The sequence below is a fragment of the Streptomyces sp. NEAU-W12 genome (assembly GCF_026242095.1).
Lineage (GTDB): Bacteria > Actinomycetota > Actinomycetes > Streptomycetales > Streptomycetaceae > Streptomyces.
In genome coordinates this window covers 18,585-40,680 of the sequence record NZ_JAPJDM010000010.1, presented here as the reverse complement: position 1 = coordinate 40,680, position 22,096 = coordinate 18,585, and the positions used below count along the sequence as shown (strand labels likewise).

Sequence of the window (22,096 nt, the reverse complement as noted above, 5' to 3'; positions counted from 1 at the left end):
GACGCGCATGGTGTTCCCTTCCCTGGACGAGGTGGGAGCGCTCCCATGAGGACATCAAGTCATCTTTGTCGGTGGCTCGTCAAGGGGCTGGAGCGAGGGGAGGGCCTTGCGACCGGGATCAGCTCTCGGTGTCCCGGCGGAACGCCACTACCGGCTCCTGGGGCTGCCGGGGGGCCGGCCCGACCGGGTGCCCCGGAGCCGGCCCGAACCGCAAATCGTCGGACGGGCCGTCGGGCGGACCGGTGCGCTCCGGTCGGGTGGCGGCGCGCGGGCGTAGAGGTACGGGTCGGCGCCCCCGGCGGACCTCGTGCGGGCGAACTCGCTCATGGCGCGGGGTTGTCCCCGTTCACGCCCGGATCTATGGTCGACCAGCGGGTGCAAGCGCTTTCTGTCTCCTGCGCGACCGACGGGGGACTCCCGGGGAACGGGAGTCCGCCGGCAGCCTGTGCCCGCAGACCGTCCAAAGGAGTGCCGATGTCCCTGCCCCCTGTCCGCCGCCGCGTCGCCGTCGTCGGCACCGGCGCCATCGTCGCCGGCGGCCACCTGCCGGCGCTGCGGGCCCACGCCGACCGCACCGAACTCGTGGCCGCCGTCGACGTGGACCCGGGCAGGCTCGGCAGCTTCCGTGAACTGGCCGGGGGGCAGGTCGCCGGATACGCCTCGGTGGACGCGATGCTGGACGCCGTACGCCCGGACCTCGTGCTGATCGGAACGCCGCCGTCGCTGCACCGGGAGCAGACGGTGGCCTCGCTCCGGGCCGGCGCCTGGGTGCTGTGCGAGAAGCCCTTGTGCCTGTCGCTCGCCGAGTACGACGAGATCGCGGCCGCGGAGGACGCGTCGGGCGCGTACGCCTCCGTGGTCTTCCAGCACCGCTACGGGTCGGGCTCCGTCCACGCCCGGGAACTGATCGCGAGCGGTGCCCTGGGCACCCCCCTGGTCGCGCACTGCCAGACCACCTGGCACCGGGACGCCGCGTACTACGCCGTCCCCTGGCGCGGACGGTGGGCCACCGAGGGAGGCGGCCCGACGATGGGGCACGGCATCCACCAGTACGACCTGCTGCTCCATCTCCTCGGCCCGTGGGAGGAGATACGGGCGATGGCGGGCCGGCTCGTCCACGACACCGAGAGCGAGGACGTCTCCACCGCCCTGGTCCGCTTCCGGGGCGGCGCCCTCGCCACCGTCGTCAACAGCGTGCTCTCGCCGGACGAGGTGAGCCGCGTCCGCGTGGACTGCGCCGACGCCACGGTCGAGCTGACCCACCTGTACGGGCACCGCAACGACGACTGGTCGTACACCCCGGCGCGGCACGTCCCCGCCGAACGTGCCGCCGCCTGGCGCACCCCGCCGCACGACGTGCCCAGTTCGCACACGGCCCAGCTCGGCGCCCTCCTCGACGCCTACGACGCCGGTGTCCGGCCGCCGGGCAGCGGTCAGGAGGCCCGGGGAACGCTCGAGTTCGCCGCCGCCCTGTACAAGTCCGCGTTCACCGGCAACCCGGTGCGGGCCGGTGAGATCGTGGCCGGCGACCCCTTCCACACGGCCATGCACGGCGACCACCCCGACTGGTCCCCGAAGGAGCACGCATGAGCACCCGCGCCGAGCAGGTCGCGCACACCGCCCGTGCCGCCCACGGCCTCCGCGTCGGCCACACCCACGGTGAGGCCGTCACCGTCACCACCGCGGACGGCACGGAGATCCTGCGCTACGTCTACCGTCCCGACCCCGACGCCTTCGAGTCCCGCAAGCCGTACGCACACCCGTTGCGCACACTCGCCGGCCGCACGGTGACCGGGTACCGGCCGAACGACCACCGCTGGCACAAGGGCCTGCAGATGACGGCAAGCCACCTGTCCGGGCAGAACTTCTGGGGCGGCAACTCCTACGTCCACGGGCGCGGTTACCTCCCACTGCCCGAGCGCATCGGCTCCATGCGCCACGACGGCTTCTCCGCGTTCACGGCCGGGGCCGACCGCTTCGACTGCACCGAGGACCTCACCTGGGTGGAGAACGGGGGAGCGGAGTGGGCGCGCGAGGAACGCGGGCTGAGCGTCCACTCGGTGGACGAGGAGGCCGGTGCCTGGGTCCTGGACTGGTCGATCCGGCTCACCAACGTCTGTGACGAACCACTGGTGTTCGGCTCTCCGACCACCGCCGGACGTGAGATGGCCGGCTACACCGGCCTCCAGTGGCGCGGCCCGCGCGATTTCACCGGTGGCACGGTCCTCGCGCCCGGTGCCGGCGGTGGTGATCCGGGTGCGGGTGCGCAGGCGGGTACGGGCAGGTTCATGGGCACGCAGGGTCCGTGGCTCGCCTTCACCGGTGAGCACGACGAGACCGACGGTCATTCCACGCTCGTCTTCGCCCACGCCCCGGAGAATCTCGACACGCGCGCCGCGATCCACGTCTCGCACTGGTTCGTCCGTTCCGAGCCGATTCCGTCGGTGGCGTTCTCCTGGGCGTTCTTCGAGGAGTTCGCGCTGCCGCCCGGCGAGTCCTTCGCCTACCGCTACCGGATCGTCGTGGCGGACGGCGCCTGGGACCGTGAGCGGGTGGCCGCGTACCTGGGGAGCCTGCCGTGGTGAGCGGGCCCGGACCGGCGTCTCCGCATCCGCTGCCCGGTGCGGTGGGGCTGTCCCACCTGGACGCGTACGACTGGGAGGCCGCCGACGGCGTGTGCGGTGGCAGCCCGCACCTGCACCTGGTGTGCACGGAGGCGTACGTCGTCACCGCAGGCCGGGGCGCGGTGCAGACGCTCAGCCCCGACGGCTACCGGGACATCCCGCTGCGGCCCGGTTCGGTCGCCTGGTTCACCCCGGGCACCGTGCACCGGATGGTCCGGGACGGGGCCCGGGGCAAGGACGGGGACCGCACCGGCGGTGGGGACCACGCTCTGCGGATCACCGTGCTGATGCAGAACAGCGGCCTGCCCGAGGCCGGTGACGCGGTCCTCACCTTCCCGCCCGACGTCCTCGCCGACCCGGACCGGTACGCCGCCGCCGCGGCTCTGCCGCCCGGCACGGGTCCGGATGCGAAGGCCGCGGCCCGGCGCCGCCGGGACCTCGCGGTCGAGGGTTTCCTCGCCCTGCGCGAGGCGTCCGTGGCCGGCGACCCCGGCCCCTACCGGGACTTCCAGCGCGCCGCCGCCCGGCTGGTGCGCGACCGCGTGCCGGTCTGGCGACAGCTGTGGCGGTCCGGCGCCCTGGCCGCCGCCGAGCGCACCGGCGCCCAGCTCGACGCGCTCGCCGACGGTGACCCCGCCTACCTCGCCGGGGCCACGGCCTACGCGGCCGAGCCCACCCGGCGCGGCGGGTTCGGCATGTGCGGACGGCGGGACGAGTACACGCCGGTGGGTGTCACGGTGCCGTACGGCGACGGGTGAACCACCGGGACGGGGCAGCAGCCGGACCGGGTGCGGCTGCTGCCCCGGGACGGACGCCGGTCACCGTTCCCGCACCGGCTGCTGCCTCGAGCCCCCGTACGAGTGGGGGAGGCGGGCCGAGGCCACGGCGAGGGCGGTGGCCGCGCTCGCGATGCCGAGGACCGCGCCGGCGGCGACATCCCCCGGATAGTGCACGCCCGTGTGGATGCGTGAGTAGCCGACCGCGCCGGCCAGCGCGCCGAGCGGGACGGAGGCGGCGGGCAGGACCGTACCGACGGCGGTGGCGAACGCGACCGCCGACGCGGTGTGCCCGGACGGGAAGGAGGCCGACGTGGGCATCGGGACGTGCCGGTCCACGGTCACCCGGGCGGCCTCCCGGTCCGGCCGGTCCCTGCGGACGAGACGCTTGCCGAGGATGTTGGCCGATGCCGATGCCACGGCGATCGCCCCGACCCCGACCAGCGCGGCCCGCCGCGACCGCGACCCGCCCAGGGCGAGGGCACCGGCGAGGGCGAACGAGATCTTCGAGTGGTCGGCGGCGTGCGAGAGGCGGCGCAGCGCCCGGTCGAGGGCGGGCGTGGGAGTGGCGGCCACCGCCGCGTACAGGGCGCCGTCGACGGACCGGAGATCACTGAAGACGGCGGACACCACCCGGCGGAGTCCGTCGGCAGGAGGTACCGGCGTCGTCAGCGGGCGGGTCCCGCCCTGGTCGGTGGTGGTCGGCTCGCTCATTCGTCTCTCCCGCGGTGGTGTTGTGGAGCAGGGTCCGCGCGTCCGGGGCCCGCCGGGCACACCCGCACCGCGGACCGGGAATCACCAGGTGCCCACGGTACGCGTGGTCCGCCCGGTGCGTTCGCGCACCCCCGTCGCCCCTCCCGCCGCCACGCCCGGCGGTGGCGCCGCACCGGCCTGAACCGAGGAGGCCCGACGGCTGCCCGCACTCACCGGGCGCTCCTCGTCAGCCCGCCCGGAAGGTGCGCAGGCGGAGGGAGTTGCCGACCACGAAGACCGACGAGAAGGCCATGGCGGCCCCCGCGATCATCGGGTTGAGCAGGCCGGCCGCGGCCAGTGGCAACGCGGCCACGTTGTAGGCGAAGGCCCAGAAGAGATTGGTCCGGATGGTGCCGAGGGTGCGGCGGGCGAGCCGGATCGCGTCCGCGGCGGCCCGCAGGTCGCCCCGTACGAGGGTCAGGTCACCGGCCTCGATCGCCGCGTCCGTGCCGGTTCCCATGGCCAGCCCGAGGTCGGCCTGGGCCAGCGCGGCGGCGTCGTTGACCCCGTCACCGACCATCGCGACCGAACGGCCCTGCTCCTGAAGGCGCTTGACCACGTCCACCTTGTCCTGCGGCAGCACCTCGGCGAAGACGTCCTCGGGCGTGATCCCGACCTCGTGGGCGACGGACCGGGCCACCGCCTCGTTGTCGCCGGTCAGCAGGACGGGCCGCAGGCCGAGCGCACGCAGCCGGCGTATCGCCTCGGGGCTGGTCTCCTTCACGGCGTCGGCGATCTCCAGTACCGCGCGCGCCTCACCGTCCCAGGCCACCAGGACGGCGGTGCGCCCGGCCGCCTCGGCGGCCTCCCGGGCCCGCGCCAGGTCCGCCGGCGGCTCCATCTCCCACTGGGCCAGCAACCGTTCCCGGCCGACGAGCACCGCGTGGCCGTCCACGACCCCCTGGACGCCGAGTCCGGGCACGTTGGTGAAGTCCTCCGGAGCGGGCAGGGCGCCCAGCTTCTCCAGTGCCCCGCCGGCGACGGCGCGTGCGACGGGGTGTTCGGAGGAGTGCTCCAACGCGCCCGCCAGCCGGAGCACTTCGGCCTTGTCGGTGCCCGCGGCCGGGTGCACGGCCAGCAGGGTCATCCGGCCGGTGGTGATCGTGCCGGTCTTGTCGAGCACGACGGTGTCGACGCGGCGGGTGGACTCCAGGACCTCGGGGCCCTTGATGAGGATGCCGAGCTGCGCGCCGCGTCCGGTGCCGACCATGAGCGCGGTCGGGGTGGCGAGGCCGAGGGCGCAGGGGCAGGCGATGATCAGTACCGCGACGGCGGCGGTGAAGGCGGCGGTGAGTCCGGCGCCGTTGCCCAGCCAGAAGCCCAGGGTGCCCAGCGCCAGCGCGATCACCACCGGCACGAAGACCGCGGAGATCCGGTCCGCGAGGCGCTGCGCCGAGGCCTTCCCGTTCTGCGCGTCCTCCACCAGCTGCGCCATCCTGGCCAGTTGGGTGTCGGCTCCGACCCGGGTGGCCTCCACGACGAGACGCCCGCCCGCGTTCAGCGTGGCGCCGGTGACGGCGTCCCCGGCGCCCACCTCCACCGGGACGGACTCGCCGGTGAGCATGGAGGCGTCCACCGCCGACGTGCCCTCGACGACGGTGCCGTCGGTCGCGATCTTCTCGCCGGGACGTACCAGGAAACGGTCTTCGACCGCCAGTTCCCCGACGGGAACCGTCTCTTCACGCCCGTCCGGGCGCAGCACGGTGACCTCCTTCGCGCCCAGTTCCAGCAGTGCCCGCAGCGCCGTACCCGCCTTCCGCTTGGCGCGCGCCTCGAAGTACCGCCCGGCCAGCAGGAACGCGGTCACACCCGCGGCGGCCTCCAGGTAGATGTTCCCGGCGCCGTCCGAACGGGTGATGGTCAGCTCGAAGGGGTGGGTCATGCCCGGTGTGCCCGCGGTGCCGAAGAAGAGAGCCCACAGTGACCACAGGAACGCCGCCGAGGTGCCGACCGAGATCAGCGTGTCCATGGTGGCCGCACCGTGCCGCGCGTTGGTGAACGCGGCCCGGTGGAAGGGCCACCCCGCGTACGTCACGACCGGGGCGGCGAGCGTCAGCGACAGCCACTGCCAGTACTCGAACTGCAGGGCGGGGACCATCGCCATCGCCACGACGGGCACCGACAGCACCACGGCCGTGATCAGCCGCTCCCGCAGCGGACGCAGCTCGTCGGGCGAGGCCGGAGCCGGAGTGTCCTGGCCCGCCGCGGGCGGCGCGGGCGGCGCGGGCTCCTGTGCCGTGTACCCGGTGGCCTCGACGGTGGCGATCAGGTCCCGCACGGTGACGTCCTCGCGGTGCGACACCCGGGCCTTCTCGGTGGCGTAGTTGACGGTGGCGGTGACCCCGTCCATCCGGTTGAGCTTCTTCTCGACCCGCGCGGCGCACGAGGCACAGGTCATCCCGCCGATGGTCAGCTCCACCTGTGCCTCGGCCCGGTTCTCGGCCGGTCCCCCGGCGGGCGTGGCACCGGGTTCGTTCCCGGCGCCGGCTGTACGGACGGTCATGAGTGCTCCTGGTGACGAGGGCCGGCCGGACAAGCCCGACGGCCGACCGCAGTATACGGGTCGGGGGTATCTGTCCCGCAGGTTCAGGTATACCCCCCATGGGTATGTGATTCAAGGGGTGCCGACCTTGACTGTATACCCCGTGGGGGTATGGTGAGATGTATGGACACCGACCCGGAGCCGGGCCGGGCGCACTGTTTTCGAGGAGAGACGGCCATGCAGACCGGACTGAAGATCACCGCATTCGCCGCAGCCCTGGCCGCGACCTTCGGTGCGGCGTACGGCGTCGGACAGGGGCTGGATCCGGTCGCCGAGGACGGGGCACCCGTCTCCGCGCACGACGAGCAGCACGCCCCCGCCTCGCCCGCCCCGCACGGGGGCGACGGTGGCGGCGGGCACGAGACCGCTCCCGCGGGGGGCCTGCAGATCTCCGACGGCGGCTACACCCTCGACCTGGGGACCCCGACGGTCGAGGCCGGTCAACGCGCCGACCTGCGGTTCACCGTCCGGGACGACAGCGGGCGGGCGGTCACCGAGTACCGACGCGAGCACGACAAGGAACTCCACCTCATCGTGGCCTCGCGCGACCTGCTCACCTACCGCCACCTGCACCCCACGCGCGCCGCCGACGGGACCTGGAGCACCCCGGTCGACCTGCCGAGGGCCGGCGGGTACCGGGTCCTCGCCGACTTCACCCCGGCGGCGAAGGGTGCCGAGAGCCTCACCCTCGGCGCGGACCTCGCCGCTTCCGGTCCCTCCCGGCCGCAGCGCCTGCCCGAGCCCCGTGACACGGCCCGGGTCGGCGGCTACGAGGTCCGGCTGGACGGAGCGCTGAGGCCGGGCCGCAGGACCGGGCTGAACCTGACCGTCTCCCGTGACGGCAAGCCGGTCACCGACCTCCAGCCCTACCTCGGTGCCTACGGCCACCTGGTCGCCCTGCGCTCCGGAGACCTCGCCTACCTGCACGTCCATCCGAACGGTGAACCCGGTGACGGCAGCACCGAGCCCGGCCCGGCGGTCTCGTTCACTGCCACGGCGCCCAGTGCCGGCAGCTACCGGCTGTTCCTGGACTTCAAGCACGACGGGGTCGTCCGTACCGCGGCGTTCACGGTCCGGGCGGGCGCGCAGTCAGGTGTGGGGGCGGACACCCCCGCACCGGACGCGCCGGACTCCGGTACCGGGGGTCAGGACGGGGACGGTCACGGCCACTGAGCCGGGCCCGCCGTCCGCCGGGCAGGGCCGCCGCGGCCGGTCCGTGGCACACGCTTCACGCCACGACGACGCGCAGCCCCGCCTCCTCGAACCGGCGCACCGTCTCCGGAGCCACCGCCGAGTCCGTCACCAGGGTGTCCACCGACTTGGCCGGGCAGATCCGGGCGAACGCCCGCCGGCCCAGCTTGCCGGAGTCGGCTGCCACGACCACGCGCTCGGCCCGCTCGCACAGCAGCCGGTTGACCGCCGCCTCCGCCTCGTCGTGTGCCGCCGCTCCGTGCGCGACGTCGAAGGCGACGACACCGAGCACCGCCACGTCGAGCGTGATCTGCTCCAGCACGCCGTCCGCGAGCGGCCCGACCAGCTCGTACGACTGGGCCCGTGCCACACCGCCCGTCACCACGATCTTGAACTGCGGACGCACGGCGAGTTCACCCGCGATGTTGAGCGCGTTCGTCACCACGGTCAGGGCGGGCGACCCGGACGCGAGATCACCGCGCACCGCCAGCGCACGCGCCACCTCCGTGGTGGTCGTCCCGCCGGTCAGCCCGACCGCCTCGCCCGGCGCGAGCAGATCGGCCACGGCCCGGGCGATGCGCTGCTTCTCGGAGGCGCGGCGCGCTGTCTTGTAGCGCAACGGCAGCTCGTACGAGACCCCGTGCGCCACCGCCCCGCCCCGGGTGCGCACCAGCATCTGCTGCCCGGCGAGCTGGTCGAAGTCCCGGCGGATCGTCGCGGCCGACACCCGCAGCTCGGCGGCGGTCTCGTCGACGTCCAGCCGGCCCCGTTCGGCGAGCAGTTCCAGCAAAGCCTGCCAGCGGGCGTCCCGCGACATCCGCCCTCCCGTCGTGCGGTTCCCGTCCTCTTCGGGCCTACGGCGACCCTAGCGCACCCCGCTTCTGCTCGAATGCTTGATTCTGCTTGAAAACAAGCTCTATCTTGCAAGAACAAGCATGAAGTCAATCGCTGAGAGCCAGGGGTGGGGCGGTCATGACGTATGTCGAGGACGAGCTGACGAGTCAGCCCGAGTGCTGGACACGTGCCGCGGCCCAGGCGGCCGCGCACACCCGGGCGCTCCCCGCCCCGGGGGAGCGGGTCGCGGTCGTCGGCTGCGGCACCTCGTACTTCATGGCGCAGGCGGTGGCGGCCCTGCGCGAGGGCTCGGGCCAGGGTGAGACGGACGCCTTCGCGGCCTCGGAGTTCCCCCACGGCCGGGCCTACGACCATGTCGTCGCCCTCACCCGGTCCGGCACCACCACCGAAGTCCTCGGGCTGCTCGACCGGTTGAAGGGCGACATCCGCACCACCGCGCTCACCGCCGATCCGGACACTCCCGTGACGACGTCGGCGGACGAGGCCGTCGTGCTCGACTACGCGGACGAACGCTCCGTCGTACAGACCCGTTTCGCCACCACGGCCCTCACCCTGCTCCGCGCACATCTCGGCCTGCACGGAGCCACGGCCGTCGAGGACGCGCGCACCGCCCTCGCCCAACCGCTGCCCGAAGGGCTCGCGGACCGCACCCAGTTCACCTTCCTCGGGCGCGGCTGGAGCGTGGGTCTTGCCGGCGAGGCCGCGCTGAAGATGCGGGAGGCCGCACTGTCGTGGACCGAGGCCTACCCGGCGATGGAGTACCGGCACGGCCCCATCAGCGTCACCACCCGCTCCACCGTGACCTGGATGCTGGGCGACGCACCGGAGGGCCTCGCCCAGCAGGTCCGGGACACCGGCGGGTTGTGGATCCAGGGCACCCTCGACCCGCTGGCCGAACTCGTCCGCGTCCAGCGCCTTGCGGTCGCCGTGGCGGCGGCCCGCGGTCTCGACCCCGACCGCCCCCGCCACCTCACCCGCTCCGTCGTCCTCGACTCCTGACACCACCGCCCAAAGGACAGGCCGTGTCCCTCACCACCACCGGCGAACTCGTCGGCCGCGCCGCCGCGGCCGGATCGGCCGTCGCCTCGTTCAACGTCATCACGCTGGAACACGTCGAAGCCGTGATCGCCGGCGCCGAATCGGCAGGCGCCCCCGTCGTCCTCCAGGTCAGTGAGAACGCGGTGAAGTTCCGCTGCGGCCGCCTGCTACCGCTCGCCCGCGCCGCCGTCGCCGCCGCCGAACGCGCCGCCGTGCCCGTCGCGCTGCACCTCGACCACGTCCAGAGCGACGCCCTGTTGCGCCAGGCCCCGGACGCCGGCTTCGGCTCCGTCATGTACGACGCGGCCCGGCTGCCGTACGCCGAGAACCTCGCCGCGACCAGGGCGGCCGTCGACTGGGCACACGCCCGGGGGCTGTGGATCGAGGCCGAACTGGGCGAGATCGGCGGCAAGGACGGCAGGCGCCCGCTGGACGCCCACGCGCCCGGAGCCCGCACCGACCCCGAGCAGGCCCGCGCCTTCGTCGCCGGCTCGGGCGTGGACGCGCTCGCCGTCGCCGTCGGCACCACGCACGCGATGACCACCCGCACCGCAGCCCTCGACCACACCCTCCTCGGACGCCTGTCCGCCGCCCTGGACGTTCCCCTCGTCCTGCACGGCTCCTCGGGCCTCCCGGACGCCGAACTCACCGCCGCCGTCGGCTCGGGCATCGCCAAGGTGAACATCGGCACGGCGCTGAACATCGCCATGACCGGCGCCGTCCGCGACTTCCTCGCCGCCCGCCCCGAAGCGGTCGACTCCCGCGGCTACCTGACCGCGGGCCGCGAGGCGATGACCCGCGCGGTGGCGGCCGTCATCGGGAGGCTCACCGCCCACTGAACCGCCCTGGGCCCGGGCCGACCGGGAACTTCCCGGCCGGCCCGGGCGCCGGGCCGACGGCCGAGGACGGGGGGGGGGAGGGGGCGGCCTACCGCTTCACGGCCTTCAGTACGACGAACTTCCGGTCGCTCGCGACCACCTCGCTGTTCCCGAACAACCGTCGCAGCTTCACGTGGTAGCCCAGATGCCGGTTGCCGACCACCCACAGCTCACCACCCTGCCGCAGGGCGCGTCGGGCACCGGTGAACATGCGCCGGGCGGTGGCGTCGCTTGTCGCCTGGTGGGAGTGGAACGGCGGGTTGTTGAGCACCAGGTCGACACTGGAGTCCGGCACACCCGTCAGACCGTCGCCGACCCGGAACTCGGCATGCCCGGGTACACCGTTGGCCCGGTAGGTCGCCTGCGCGGACGCCACCGCCTGGAACGACTCGTCCACGAACAGCAGCTCGGCCCGCGGGTCGGCCAGGGCCACCGCCGTACCGACGACGCCGTTGCCGCACCCGAGGTCCACCACCCGGAGCCCCGGCCGCTCCGACGACGGCTGCGGCAGGTGCCGGAGGAAGAACCGGGTACCGATGTCGAGCCGGTCCGCGCAGAAGACCCCCGCGTGGTTGACGACGGTCCGGCCGGACACCGCGCCGATACCGTCGGGCAGCCGGTAGCTGTACGGCCAGGGACCGGCGGGACGGACCAGCGCCGGGTCCGGGGTGCAGAAGATCAGCCGCGCCTTCTTCTCGGCGAGGGAGGTCCGGGTGGGGCCGATGATCCGTTCGAAGAGGTTCAGCGTCGAGGTGTGGATCTCCTTCACCATGCCGGTGCCGACGACGACCGTGCCCTCGTGCACCGCGGGCGCCAGACGCAGCAGCTGGTCCTCCAGCAGCGCCAGGCTCTTGGGCACCCGCACCAGCAGCACGTCGATCCGGCCCGGCGGCGGGTCCTGCGTGGTGAGCAGCGGCACCGTACCGGGCCCGACCCCGGCGCGTGCCAGGTTCGCGCGGGTCGCCTCCTGTCCCAGCCAGGAGTCGGTGATCTGCGTCGGCCGGTGGGCGGCGAGCGCCGTGACGAGCGCCCCCCACCGGTCCCCGACGACCACGACCGTGCCGTCCAGGGGCACCTCTTCCCGGTCGAGATGCCCGAGCAGGTACTCGTCGGAGGCGTCCCAGGCGCGCAGCCTGTCGCGGGGATCCTCGGGGAAGCGGGCCAGTACCGGCGCGCCCCACGCAGTCGTCATGCGGTCGTTCATCGTGTGGACCAGGCTAGCCGAGCCGCAGCTCGGAGGGCGCCGGGCGGGAGACGAGCCGCGGGAGACGAGCCGTCGGGCACGATGGGAACCATGGACGGTGAACTGTTCCCCCGGACCCGGGCCGAGGTCGCGCCCGGAGCGGTGCACGTGCCGCACTGGCTGGACGCCCGGACACAGCGCACCCTGCTCGACGCGTGCCGCGCGTGGGCCCGGCCGCCCGCCGGGCTGCGTACGGTCCGCACCCCCGGCGGCGGCACGATGACCGCCCGGCAGGTGTGCCTGGGCTGGCACTGGTACCCGTACGGCTACGCGCGCACCGCCGTCGACGGTGACGGCGCCCCGGTCAAGCCGTTCCCCGCTGGCCTCGGCGAACTCGGACGCCGTGCGGCGGCCGACGCACTGGGGGCCCGGGCGGCGCCGGGGGCCGCGTACGACGTCGCGCTCATCAACTTCTACGACGGTGACGCCCGCATGGGCATGCACCGCGACGGCGACGAGGAGAGCGACGCGCCCGTGGTGTCGCTGAGCCTCGGCGACACCTGCGTCTTCCGCTTCGGCAACCCCGGCACCCGGGCCCGCCCCTACACGGACGTCGAGCTGCGCAGCGGTGACCTGTTCGTCTTCGGCGGGCAGTCGCGGCTCGCGTACCACGGGGTCCCCCGCGTGCACGCGGGCACGGCACCACCGGAGTTGGGGCTCACCGGGAGGCTGAACATCACACTCCGGGTCAGCGGCCGGTAACCGGACGCGGTCGCGATCATGGGAGACTCGCCCTCATGAGCGGGAAGGCGGACCCCCGGCCGGCGGGGGAAGGGACCACCTCGAGGACGCGGCTGGACCGGGGGCGCGGTGCACTCGGGCCCGCGTTGGAGCTCGTGCACACCGGACGTGCGCCGACCCGCGCGGTACTCACCGCGGAGCTGGGCGTGACGCGGGCGACGGCAGGTGCGGTCGCCGCCGAACTGGAGGCACTCGGCCTGATCCGGGTCGACGCCCGGCCCGGCGCGGCGGCCGGCTCCCAGGGCCGTCCCTCGCACCGGCTCTCGGTCGCCGAGGACGGCCCGGTGACGCTGGCCGCGCAGGTGCACGCCGACGGCTTCCGGGCCGCCCTGGTGGGCCTCGGCGGCCGGATCGTGGCCACTGCCCCCGGCTGCGAGGTCATCGACGCCGACCCGGCGAAGGTGCTCGGTTCCGTCGTCGCGGCCGGCGCCGGCCTGCTCCGGGAGACCGGGCGCCGGTGCGTCGGAGCAGGGCTCGCCGTGCCGTCCGCGATGGCCGAACCCGAGGGACTGGCCCTCAACCCGATGCACCTGGCCTGGTCCGAGGGCGCCCCGGTGCGGGAGATCTTCGCCGAGCAGGTGCGCGCCGCCGGCCTCGACGGCCCCGCCTTCGCGGGGAACGACGTCAACCTCGCCGCCCTCGCCGAGCACCGGCACGGCGCCGGGCGCGGCGCGCGCGACCTGCTGTGCGTGGCCACCGGCCACCGGGGCGTCGGCGGCGCACTGGTGCTCGACGGCCGTTTGCACACCGGCAGTTCCGGCCTCGCCCTCGAGGTCGGTCACGTCGCCGTCAATCCCGGGGGCCGCCCCTGCCACTGCGGCAGCCGGGGCTGCCTGGACGTCGAGGCGGACCCGCTGGCCTTCCTCACCGCGGCCGGCCGCGAACCCGGCCCCGAGATGTCCCTCCTGAAACAGGCCGGCACGCTGATCCGCGAGCACGACGACGACCCTGCCGTCCGCTCCGCCGTCGCCACCCTCGTCGACCGCCTGGGGCTGGGCCTGGCCGGCCTGGTGAACATCCTCAATCCGGACAGGATCATCCTCGGTGGCCTGCACGGCACCCTTCTGGACGCCGCCCCGGACCGGTTGCGCGCCGTCGTCGCCGACCGCAGTCTGTGGGGCCGCAGCGGCGGCGTCCCGATCCTGGCCTGCGCCCTGGACCACAACAGCCTGGTCGGCGCAGCCGAGCTGGCCTGGCAGCCGGTCCTGGACGACCCCCTGGTGATCCTGGCGTAACCGGCCGGCGTGAGGGCAGGCGGTACGGCGGACGCCCGGCCGACAGGCGCACCCTGCGCGGACCGTCGCACAATGACCCACGAGGTACGAACGGTCCGTGCCGACGGGCCGCAGAAACGGGTCCCGTGAGCGGACCCGTGTCGTACGGACCGGACCGACCGACAGAAGGCCGAGGTCATGACCGACAAGCTCACCGTGAGCGTCCTGGGAACCGGCATCATGGGGGCGGCGATGGCACGCAGCCTCGCCCGCGCCGGCCACACCGTCCGCGCCTGGAACCGCACCCGTGCCAAGGCCGCCCCGCTCGCGGCCGACGGCGTGCACGTCGCCGACAGCCCCGCGGAGGCGGTCGAGTCCACCGACGTCGTCCTGACCATGCTGTACGACGGCCCCGCCACCCTGGAGACCATGCGGCAGGCCGCACCCGCGCTGCGGCGCGGCACCGTCTGGGCGCAGTCCACCACCGCCGGCCTCGAAGGCGTCGCCGAGCTGGCCGGCTTCGCGCGCGAGCACGGCCTGATCTTCTACGACGCCCCGGTGCTGGGCACCCGTCAGCCCGCCGAGGCCGGACAGCTGACCGTGCTCGCCGCCGGACCGGCCGAGGGCCGGGACACGGTGACGCCGGTGTTCGACGCCGTCGGCGCCCGCACCGTGTGGACCGGGGAGGACGGTGCGGACGGCAGCGCGACCCGGCTCAAGCTGGTGGCCAACAGCTGGGTCCTCGCGGTCACCTCGGCCGTGGGGGAGACCCTGGCCCTGGCCAAGGCACTGGACGTCGAGCCCGGCGGCTTCTTCGGCCTCATCGACGGCGGGCCGCTCGACATGGGCTACCTGCGGGCCAAGGCGGGGCTGATCCTCGACGGGCCGCTGTCCCCGGCCCAGTTCGCCGTGAGCACCGCCGCCAAGGACGCCCGGCTGATCGTCCGGGCCGGCGAACGCAACGGCGTACGCCTGGACGTGGCCGCCGCCGGCGCCGAGCGCATGGAACGCGCTGCCGCCGGGGGCCACGGCGACGAGGACATGGCCGCCGCCTACTACGCCAGTTTCGACCGGCCGCCGGCCTGAGCGCCCCACCGGGGCCGGCCCGCGCTCCCGACTCCGCAGACCCTCACTCCCCACCCCGGGTGCCCGTGCGCACCGTCCGGGAAGCCGTCCGCAGCACCTCCGACCGCAGACCAGACCCCTCGAGGAGTCCGTCATGTCCAAGCCTCCGCTGCCGCCCCGGGCCGACGCCCTGCTGGGCCGTCCCAACCCCTGTGTCATGGCCACGCTCCGTTCTGACGGAACACCCGTCTCCACCCCCACCTGGTACGTGTGGGAGGACGGCCGTGCGCTGATCAGCCTCGACGAAGGCCGGGTCCGCCTGAAGCACCTGCGCCGCGACCCGCGGGTCTCCCTCACCGTGCTCGCCGATGACGACTGGTACACCCACGTCACCCTCATCGGCCGCGTCGTCGAACTGAAGGACGACGAGGGCCTGGCCGACATCGACCGCCTCTCACGGCACTACACCGGCAATCCGTACCCGGACCGGGTGCGGCCGCGGGTCAGCGCCTGGATCGAGGTCGAACGCTGGCACGGCTGGGGCGCGATGAAGGACAGCGACCAGCCGTCCACCTGAGTCCCGGTCCCCGGAGCGGAACGGGCTCACCTCCCGGGGTCGCCAACACTCCCTGGGGAAAAGCCGGTTCCGCCCCGGCGCCGGCCACGGCAGTGCAGGCCGGGAGCAGTCGTCGCAGCGCCGCGCACTCCTGCGGGGGTGCGCACGGCGCCGCCGGCCGTACGAGGGCAGGAAGTCGGCTTCCCCAGCCGGGGAGCTGAACGAGCACGCAACCGTGGCGCACTCCGGTGGCGGCGGGCCCGCGGTGACGGACGCCCCGCCCCTCGCGGTGTTCGCCCACCGCCCCGCCTCCGAGGCGATCGACGAGGACGGGTACGGGCGTCGGCTGTGCGTACCGGACGAGGAGTCCGGCCGGCACGGCAAGGGCGGCGCGGCACGCCCTCCGAGCGAGGCCTTCCGTACGGGAGGAGGCCACCGCCCGGTCAGCCGGCGACGGCGGACCGGGCGGGAGCAGGTTCGGGCCGGTGGCTCTCGACGGCGTGCTCGACGAGCGTGACGTCCGCGAACCGGTGCGCGGCGTGCTCGGGGGCGGTGATCCTCGGATACCGGTCCCAGTCCACGACGGGAGCCGCGGAGGGGACCGGCAGCGTGAACCACACGACCTTGCCGGACTCGCCGTCCGGCAGGGCGCCCCAGCTCTCGCTCATCGCGGCCACCATCGCGAGCCCGCGCCCACAGGTGGCGAGCGGAGCGGCGTCCCCGAGGACCGGCAACCGCGGGTCGTGGTCGTGCACCGAGACCTTGAGCCGGTCGAGCAGCACCTCCAGCTCGACCGTGCAGGTCTTGTCGGGCCGGGCGTGCCGGTGGACGTTGGACAACAGCTCCGTCACACCGAGCGAGGCCCGGTCTATCAAGGTGTCCATATGCCAGTAACGCAATTGCGCAGATACGATTCTGCGGACCTGGCCGATCCTTGGCGGCAGAGCCTGGAGCTCCACCGTGCAGTGTCTGCTTGGGTGAGTGATCACAGCTGCGACTCCCCGGTGTCAGGCCCGGACGGGCGTCCGGAAGAACACGGAGTACGGATCCAGCAGGGTGCCTGCGTGGCGTGGCCGCCTGCTGTCGTGGCCGGCGGGCTGGTTCGCAGCGTTATCGCCGGTAAACCCAGAGTGACGTGAGAACAGCGTGACGCAGGGGCTGGGGCGGCGCAACTCGCGGGCATCTCAGGCGCCGCGCCCCGATGCCCGGCGTACGGCTTCGACGAAGCGGCGCGCCGCGGGCGGCCCCGGCTCGCCCGGCGCCGGGTCGTGGTCGCCCAGGGTCAGCAGGTACCGATGGCCGTTGAGGTCGGCCAGGGCGCGGTCTCCCGGGGCGAACCAGGGGCGGGAGGCACGCACGGCCTGCACCGGTGCGCTGTCGATCTCGCTTCCGTAGCTGGTGAGCAGCTCGAGCCTGCCGTCGCTGATCCGGACCTGCCCGGCCCGGGTGAGTGACCGCAGCCGTCTGCCGATCCGCACGCCCCTGGCCGTGAACTCCGGCTCGGCCATGCCCTGCCCCCTCGTGCGCGTCGGTGTACCGGACCGTGCTCCGCGGGCCGGATCGTGTGCTGGTCCAGTGTGTCCCCCCGTCCGGGACCTTGCTCCGCGGGCAGTCTGCCCGCCCCCGCCGTCGAGCACCAGTACGCGCACCCCTCTTCCCGGGGGCGTCCGAAGCACTCGCGCGAATGCGCCCCCGGCCCCCTGCCAGGTGCCGGGGAGGGGCGCCCGGGCAGGCCCCAGGGCTTCCTTTGAGCTGCCCAAAGGGGTGTTTATGCAGGTGAGAGGTGGTTCACAGGGTCCTATGATCGGTGTGCCGGCCGCGCTGGACGCCGTCGGCGCCCAGCGTAAGGAGCCTTGTCGTGAGCACTTTCCAGTCGTCCCCGCCGTCCCCGCCGTCCCCGCGGCCCCCGGGCGGTCTCACGCTCGACGCCGACCGCAGCGACTCCGGCTACCGCGACTGGCTGAAAGAAGCCGTGCGCAGGGTCCAGGCCGACGCCAACCGGTCGGCCGACACCCACCTGCTGCGCTTCCCGCTGCCCGAGCGGTGGGGCGTGCACCTCTACCTCAAGGACGAGTCGACGCACCCGACCGGCAGCCTCAAGCACCGGCTCGCCCGCTCGCTCTTCCTCTACGGACTGTGCAATGGCTGGATCCGCCCGGGCCGCCCGGTGATCGAGGCGTCCAGCGGTTCGACCGCCGTGTCCGAGGCGTACTTCGCGAAGCTGATCGGGGTGCCCTTCATCGCGGTCATGCCGCGCACGACGAGTGCCGAGAAGTGCCGCCTGATCGAGTTCCACGGCGGCCGGTGCCACTTCGTGGACGACCCGCGCACCATGTACGAGGCGTCGGCCGTGCTCGCGGCGGAGACCGGCGGCCACTACATGGACCAGTTCACCTACGCCGAACGCGCCACGGACTGGCGGGGAAACAACAACATCGCCGAATCCACCTTCCGCCAGCTGAAGCTGGAACCCCATCCGGAACCCGCCTGGATCGTCGCCACGGCCGGCACCGGCGGCACCTCGGCGACCCTCGCCCGCTACGTCCACTACATGCAGTACGACACCCGCATCTGCGTCGCAGACCCCGAGAACTCCTGCTTCTTCGAAGGCTGGACCACCGGCGATCCGGACGTCACCTGCGACCGCGGCTCCCGCATCGAGGGCATCGGCCGGCCCCGGATGGAACCGAGCTTCGTGCCCGGCGCTATCGACCGGATGATGAAGGTCCCCGACGCGGCCGCCGTCGCCGCCGTACGGGCTCTCGAGCAGGCGATCGGCCGCAAGGCGGGCGGCTCCACCGGTACGGGGCTGTGGAGCGCGCTGAAGATCGTCGCGGAGATGGTGGCAGAGGGGCGGCAGGGGAGTGTGGTGACGCTGCTGTGCGACCCGGGGGACCGCTACCTCGACAAGTACTACTCGGACACCTGGCTGGCCGATCAGGGCCTGGACATCGCCCCGTACGCGGCGACGATCGGGACGCTGCTGCGGACGGGAGCCTGGCCCGACTGACCGCGGGAGCCCGTCCGGACCGACGGCCGCCGCCCCTCCGCCCACGGTCGCGTGACCTCGAGCGAGTGCCGGAGGCGGGTCAGTCGTCCGAGGGCTCCGCCGGCTCCTCGGGCTCGCCCGCCACGACCAGCCGCGGCAGGTGCTCGGAGATCTCACCGCGGGCCCCGGCCGGCAGTCCGAAGTCCGTGACCAGCGTGTCCACCTGGTCCAGGGAGGCGAACGAACTCAAGCCCACCGTGCCCCACTTGGTGTGGTCGGCGACCACGACCACCCGCCGCGCCGACTGCACCAGACGCCGGTTCGTCTCGGCCTCGGCGAGATTCGGAGTCGACAGCCCGGCCTCGACCGATATCCCGTGCACGCCGAGGAACAGCAGATCGAAGTGGAGCATCGCGATCGCCTGGTCGGCCACCGGCCCCACCAGTGAGTCGGACGGCGTACGCACACCGCCGGTCAGAACGACCGTGGCCGCGCCCTGCCGGGGCCCCGAGGTGCGCTGCGCCGCGTGGAAGACGTCCGCCACCCGCACCGAGTTGGTGACCACGGTGAGGTCGGGCACGTCCAGCAGCTGATTCGCCAGTGCGTACGTCGTCGTACCGCCCGAGAGGGCGATCGCCGCGCCCGGGGAGACCAGTTCGGCCGCCGCCCGCGCGATGTCGTCCTTCGCGCTCAGCTCCAGACCGGACTTGGCCTCGAAGCCGGGCTCATGGGTGCTGGCCTCGACCAGCGGGACCGCGCCGCCGTGCACCTTCTCCAGCACGCCCTGACGGGCGAGGGCGTCGAGATCGCGGCGGACCGTCATGTCCGACACGCCGAGCTTGCGGGTCAGTTCGTTCACCCGGACTCCGCCGCGGCGCCGGACCTCGTCGAGGATCAGGGCGCGCCGCTGCTCCGCGAGGAGGTTCTGATTCTCGCTCACGTACGCTCCGGTCCTTTCGCCGCCAAGCCGTCCGACACGCCCCGCGCACCCGGTCCGACGGGCACGTTCCGCCCGCCGCCGGTGCGTCGGCGTCCCATCCTCGCATGCCGGGGCAAGCGCGGCGCACCCGGTGATTCGTCGCGCGCATGCCATTACGCTCCCGCGGGCCGCCCGTTCGTCACCCGGCTCGGGGAAGTTCCGTGAGGAGGGGTGCCAGCCGCTCAGGATGAGGGGATCCTGTTGCCCGCACGGACGGATCCGACGAGGTGTCACCGGGGGGAAGTGCGAAGCAGTGGAGCGTGCGCAGGAAGGCAGACCCGCCGAGCGGGGCGAGACCGTGGGCGGCCCCGCCGAGGGGCCGAAGGACTCGGGAACCGCCCTGGAACTCCTGGTCCACGGGGTGGGCGGTGCCACTCCGAAGGACATGCTGAACGACCCGCGCACCGTGCGGATCACCGGCGACGACGTCGCCGCCGTGTTCCGGCGCGCCGACGACGTCCGGGCGGAGCACGGACCCGCCGGCCACCGGGAGGAACCGGTCCCCGAGGCCTACGTCTGGTGCAACCTCACCTCCGGGAACGGCACCCGCGCCCTGTGGCTGTTACTGCTGCCCTTCATGGTGGTCAACCTCGCCCACTGGATGCGCCCGACGGCCCGCGGCCGCAGACGCCTCACCCGGCTGTACGGACTGCTGGTGCGGCTCGCCGGACTGAGCCTGACGGTGCTCCTCGTCGCGGCGGCGTGCGAGGTCGCCCTCGACCTGGCGGCCTGGCAGTGCGCGGGTACACGGGCGTGCGCCGACCGGCACTCCTGGCTCGGCTTCCTCTCGCCCGAGGCCTCCGACGGCGGCTGGTGGAGCGAGCCGGGACGCCGGCTCGCCCTCGCCGCCCTGGTACCCGCCGCCCTGACCGGGCTGCTGTGGTACCTGTCCCTGCGCACCTGGAGCGCGTACGAGTCCCAGCAGCCGATGACCCACGAGACCGCGCCCGAGGACGACGGCCCCGTCGCGCTGGGCCGGCCCGGTTTCTGGTACGGCCGGCGCCTGGTCGCCCGACTGCGCGCCGCGCACACCGCCGCCGGACTGCTCACCGTCGCCTTCGCACTCGCCCCCGCGGCCGCCCGGCACGACCGCGCACCGGGCGGATCCGAGACCCTGGCCGTCCTCGGCCCGCTCCTGCAGGCGTCCCTGCTCGCCGCCGCGGCCGTCGTGGTGTGGGTGGTCTGCCGCCGCGGCCGTACCGACCGCCGCCTGGACGACGCCCTCGACGCACGCCTGCTGCGTCTGCTGCCCCTCGCCGCGCTCCTCCTGCTCGCCCTCACCCTCCTGTACGCCGGATGGCGCCGCCCCGGCTGGGAATCGGCCGGCCGGCTGCCCGGCGACACGACCTTCGGCGTGATCACCCTCGCCCAGGGCCTGCTCGTGACCGTCCTCGCCGGCGTCGCCCACGCCCTGCACCGCGGCGCCCCCGACCGGCGCGCCGCCATGCGGGGCCTGGCCGGGCCGGCCGTCGCGATGCTGGCCTGTGCGCTGGGCGGCGTGATGTCCGGCGGCGTGGCCCAGCGCGTCGCCGACTGGCTGGACGGCACCGGGACGTCGATCCCGGGGCCGCCGGTGGTCCTGACCTGGCAGGCGTCCGTGATCCCGCCGCTGCTCGTCCTGATCCTCGGGCTCTGCTGCTGGCTGGCCCGGCGGGCCTGGCACATCGCCCGCGACGAGCGCGCCGCCGTGGCACGCGAGTTCCCGGACGAGACCGGCGACCCCGCCCGCACCCGGCGGATCGCCAACGCCCGGGCCATGGCCTCCCTCACCGACCGGGGGCCCCGCATCGTAGCCGTCACCTCCGCCGCGACCCTGCTGCTGGGCGCGGGCGCCCTCGCCGGCTCCCTGACCACCGGCCGCACGCCCGGCGAGGCCGCACAGGGAACCTACGCCGTCGTCCACGGTGCCGCCGAGACGGCGCAGGCGCTGGGCTCCTGGCTGATCGGACTCGGCTTCGTACTGTTCGTCACCTGGGGCCGGCGCGCCTACAAGGACTCCTCCGCGCGGCGCACGATCGGCATCCTGTGGGACGTCGGCACCTTCTGGCCGCGCGCCGCCCATCCCTTCGCCCCGCCCTGCTATGCCGAACGCGCGGTGCCCGACCTGACCTGGCGGATCGAGACCTGGACGCGGGCCACCGGCGGACGTCTGGTGCTCTCCGGCCACTCCCAGGGCAGCGTCCTCGCCGCCGCCGCGGCCTGGCAGCTCACCCCGTCCACCCGGGGGCGCGTCGCCCTGCTCACCTACGGGTCCCCGCTGGAGCGGTTGTACGGCCGCTGGTTCCCCGCCCACTTCGGAACGGACGCGCTCGGCGCACTGCACCAGGAGGTCGACTGCTGGCGCAACCTCCACCGCCGCACCGATCCCATCGGCGGCCCGGTGCGGCTGCCCGGCGGCCGTGGCCCCGAGGTGGACCGTCCCCCGCTCAAGGACCCGCTGGCGTACGGCCGCACCGAGAGCCACCCGCTGCCCACGCCGATCCTCGGCCACTCCGACTACCAGGCGGACCCGGCCTTCGCGGAGGAACGCCGACAGCTGCTCGCCCGGCTGCGGCCGGACGTCCCCGCACCGCGGCACCCCCAGGAGCCCGGCGACGGCGCCCGCACCGGCTCAGGGGCCCCCGCCGGGTGAGGGGCCAGGGAGCAGTGACG

The 22,096-nt window shown here is 74.0% G+C and carries 19 protein-coding genes; 12 read left to right on the top strand and 7 right to left on the bottom strand.

Annotation, left to right across the window (positions count from 1 at the left end):
• Nucleotides 1–474 precede the first annotated feature (474 nt).
• The 3 genes from ORI94_RS14175 to ORI94_RS14165 are packed head-to-tail and all read left to right on the top strand — an operon-like array spanning nt 475 to nt 3,382.
• Nucleotides 475–1,590, top strand: a complete 1,116-nt coding sequence (locus ORI94_RS14175; RefSeq protein ID WP_266075128.1) for a Gfo/Idh/MocA family protein — start codon at nt 475–477, stop codon at nt 1,588–1,590.
• Nucleotides 1,587–2,585 carry a PmoA family protein gene (locus ORI94_RS14170; protein ID WP_266075126.1) on the top strand — a complete coding sequence of 333 codons (999 nt, stop codon included), beginning with the start codon at nt 1,587–1,589 and terminating at the stop codon, nt 2,583–2,585. The genes ORI94_RS14175 and ORI94_RS14170 overlap by 4 nt, the downstream gene beginning before the upstream one ends.
• On the top strand, nt 2,579–3,382 hold the full coding sequence (locus tag ORI94_RS14165; protein WP_266075124.1) for a cupin domain-containing protein: 804 nt from the start codon (nt 2,579–2,581) through the stop codon (nt 3,380–3,382). The genes ORI94_RS14170 and ORI94_RS14165 overlap by 7 nt, the downstream gene beginning before the upstream one ends.
• A gap of 60 nt (nt 3,383–3,442) precedes the next feature.
• On the opposite strand, the gene ORI94_RS14160 is transcribed toward ORI94_RS14165, so the two are convergent.
• Both ORI94_RS14160 and ORI94_RS14155 read right to left on the bottom strand, forming a co-directional pair.
• The gene (locus tag ORI94_RS14160) at nt 3,443–4,114 is read right to left on the bottom strand and encodes a phosphatase PAP2 family protein (protein WP_266075122.1); all 672 of its coding nucleotides are present in this window, start codon (nt 4,112–4,114) and stop codon (nt 3,443–3,445) included.
• A 226-nt stretch (nt 4,115–4,340) separates the two neighbouring features.
• Complete coding sequence (locus tag ORI94_RS14155; RefSeq protein ID WP_266075120.1) at nt 4,341–6,656, bottom strand: heavy metal translocating P-type ATPase; 2,316 nt, start codon at nt 6,654–6,656, stop codon at nt 4,341–4,343.
• A gap of 216 nt (nt 6,657–6,872) precedes the next feature.
• Here ORI94_RS14155 and ORI94_RS14150 point away from each other — a divergent pair, with 216 nt between their 5' ends.
• Nucleotides 6,873–7,868 carry a hypothetical protein gene (locus tag ORI94_RS14150; protein WP_266075118.1) on the top strand — a complete coding sequence of 332 codons (996 nt, stop codon included), beginning with the start codon at nt 6,873–6,875 and terminating at the stop codon, nt 7,866–7,868.
• 55 nt (nt 7,869–7,923) lie between these two features.
• Here the strand turns inward: ORI94_RS14150 and ORI94_RS14145 are convergent, their stop codons facing one another.
• Complete coding sequence (locus ORI94_RS14145; RefSeq protein WP_266075116.1) at nt 7,924–8,703, bottom strand: DeoR/GlpR family DNA-binding transcription regulator; 780 nt, start codon at nt 8,701–8,703, stop codon at nt 7,924–7,926.
• Between the two features lie 155 nt (nt 8,704–8,858).
• Between ORI94_RS14145 and ORI94_RS14140 the strand changes: the two genes are divergently transcribed.
• Together ORI94_RS14140 and ORI94_RS14135 are read left to right on the top strand one after the other, a co-directional pair.
• Nucleotides 8,859–9,740, top strand: a complete 882-nt coding sequence (locus ORI94_RS14140) for an SIS domain-containing protein (protein WP_266075114.1) — start codon at nt 8,859–8,861, stop codon at nt 9,738–9,740.
• A 23-nt stretch (nt 9,741–9,763) separates the two neighbouring features.
• The gene (locus tag ORI94_RS14135; RefSeq protein WP_266075112.1) at nt 9,764–10,618 is read left to right on the top strand and encodes a class II fructose-bisphosphate aldolase; all 855 of its coding nucleotides are present in this window, start codon (nt 9,764–9,766) and stop codon (nt 10,616–10,618) included.
• A gap of 88 nt (nt 10,619–10,706) precedes the next feature.
• Here the strand turns inward: ORI94_RS14135 and ORI94_RS14130 are convergent, their stop codons facing one another.
• Nucleotides 10,707–11,849 carry a methyltransferase gene (locus ORI94_RS14130; protein ID WP_266075110.1) on the bottom strand — a complete coding sequence of 381 codons (1,143 nt, stop codon included), beginning with the start codon at nt 11,847–11,849 and terminating at the stop codon, nt 10,707–10,709.
• 102 nt (nt 11,850–11,951) lie between these two features.
• Here ORI94_RS14130 and ORI94_RS14125 point away from each other — a divergent pair, with 102 nt between their 5' ends.
• The 4 genes from ORI94_RS14125 to ORI94_RS14110 all read left to right on the top strand — a co-directional run bounded on the left by ORI94_RS14125 (nt 11,952) and on the right by ORI94_RS14110 (nt 15,497).
• On the top strand, nt 11,952–12,602 hold the full coding sequence (locus tag ORI94_RS14125; RefSeq protein WP_266075108.1) for an alpha-ketoglutarate-dependent dioxygenase AlkB family protein: 651 nt from the start codon (nt 11,952–11,954) through the stop codon (nt 12,600–12,602).
• Nucleotides 12,603–12,637: 35 nt separating this feature from the next.
• Complete coding sequence (locus ORI94_RS14120; protein ID WP_266075106.1) at nt 12,638–13,876, top strand: ROK family protein; 1,239 nt, start codon at nt 12,638–12,640, stop codon at nt 13,874–13,876.
• A 177-nt stretch (nt 13,877–14,053) separates the two neighbouring features.
• A complete protein-coding gene (locus ORI94_RS14115; RefSeq protein WP_266075104.1) occupies nt 14,054–14,941 on the top strand; it encodes an NAD(P)-dependent oxidoreductase in 888 nt (295 codons plus the stop codon).
• Between the two features lie 133 nt (nt 14,942–15,074).
• Nucleotides 15,075–15,497 carry a PPOX class F420-dependent oxidoreductase gene (locus ORI94_RS14110; protein WP_266075102.1) on the top strand — a complete coding sequence of 141 codons (423 nt, stop codon included), beginning with the start codon at nt 15,075–15,077 and terminating at the stop codon, nt 15,495–15,497.
• A gap of 422 nt (nt 15,498–15,919) precedes the next feature.
• Here ORI94_RS14110 and ORI94_RS14100 read toward each other — a convergent pair whose 3' ends face one another.
• The gene (locus tag ORI94_RS14100; RefSeq protein WP_266075100.1) at nt 15,920–16,465 is read right to left on the bottom strand and encodes an ATP-binding protein; all 546 of its coding nucleotides are present in this window, start codon (nt 16,463–16,465) and stop codon (nt 15,920–15,922) included.
• 195 nt (nt 16,466–16,660) lie between these two features.
• A complete protein-coding gene (locus ORI94_RS14095) occupies nt 16,661–16,984 on the bottom strand; it encodes a hypothetical protein (protein WP_266075098.1) in 324 nt (107 codons plus the stop codon).
• Between the two features lie 350 nt (nt 16,985–17,334).
• Between ORI94_RS14095 and ORI94_RS14090 the strand changes: the two genes are divergently transcribed.
• Nucleotides 17,335–18,486, top strand: coding sequence for a PLP-dependent cysteine synthase family protein (locus tag ORI94_RS14090; RefSeq protein WP_323056054.1), 1,152 nt, complete (start codon nt 17,335–17,337; stop codon nt 18,484–18,486).
• A 79-nt stretch (nt 18,487–18,565) separates the two neighbouring features.
• Here ORI94_RS14090 and ORI94_RS14085 read toward each other — a convergent pair whose 3' ends face one another.
• Nucleotides 18,566–19,405: a DeoR/GlpR family DNA-binding transcription regulator gene (locus ORI94_RS14085; RefSeq protein ID WP_266075096.1), complete on the bottom strand. Its 840-nt coding sequence runs from the start codon at nt 19,403–19,405 to the stop codon at nt 18,566–18,568.
• 292 nt (nt 19,406–19,697) lie between these two features.
• Between ORI94_RS14085 and ORI94_RS14080 the strand changes: the two genes are divergently transcribed.
• On the top strand, nt 19,698–22,076 hold the full coding sequence (locus ORI94_RS14080) for a hypothetical protein (protein WP_416237822.1): 2,379 nt from the start codon (nt 19,698–19,700) through the stop codon (nt 22,074–22,076).
• Nucleotides 22,077–22,096 lie beyond the last annotated feature (20 nt).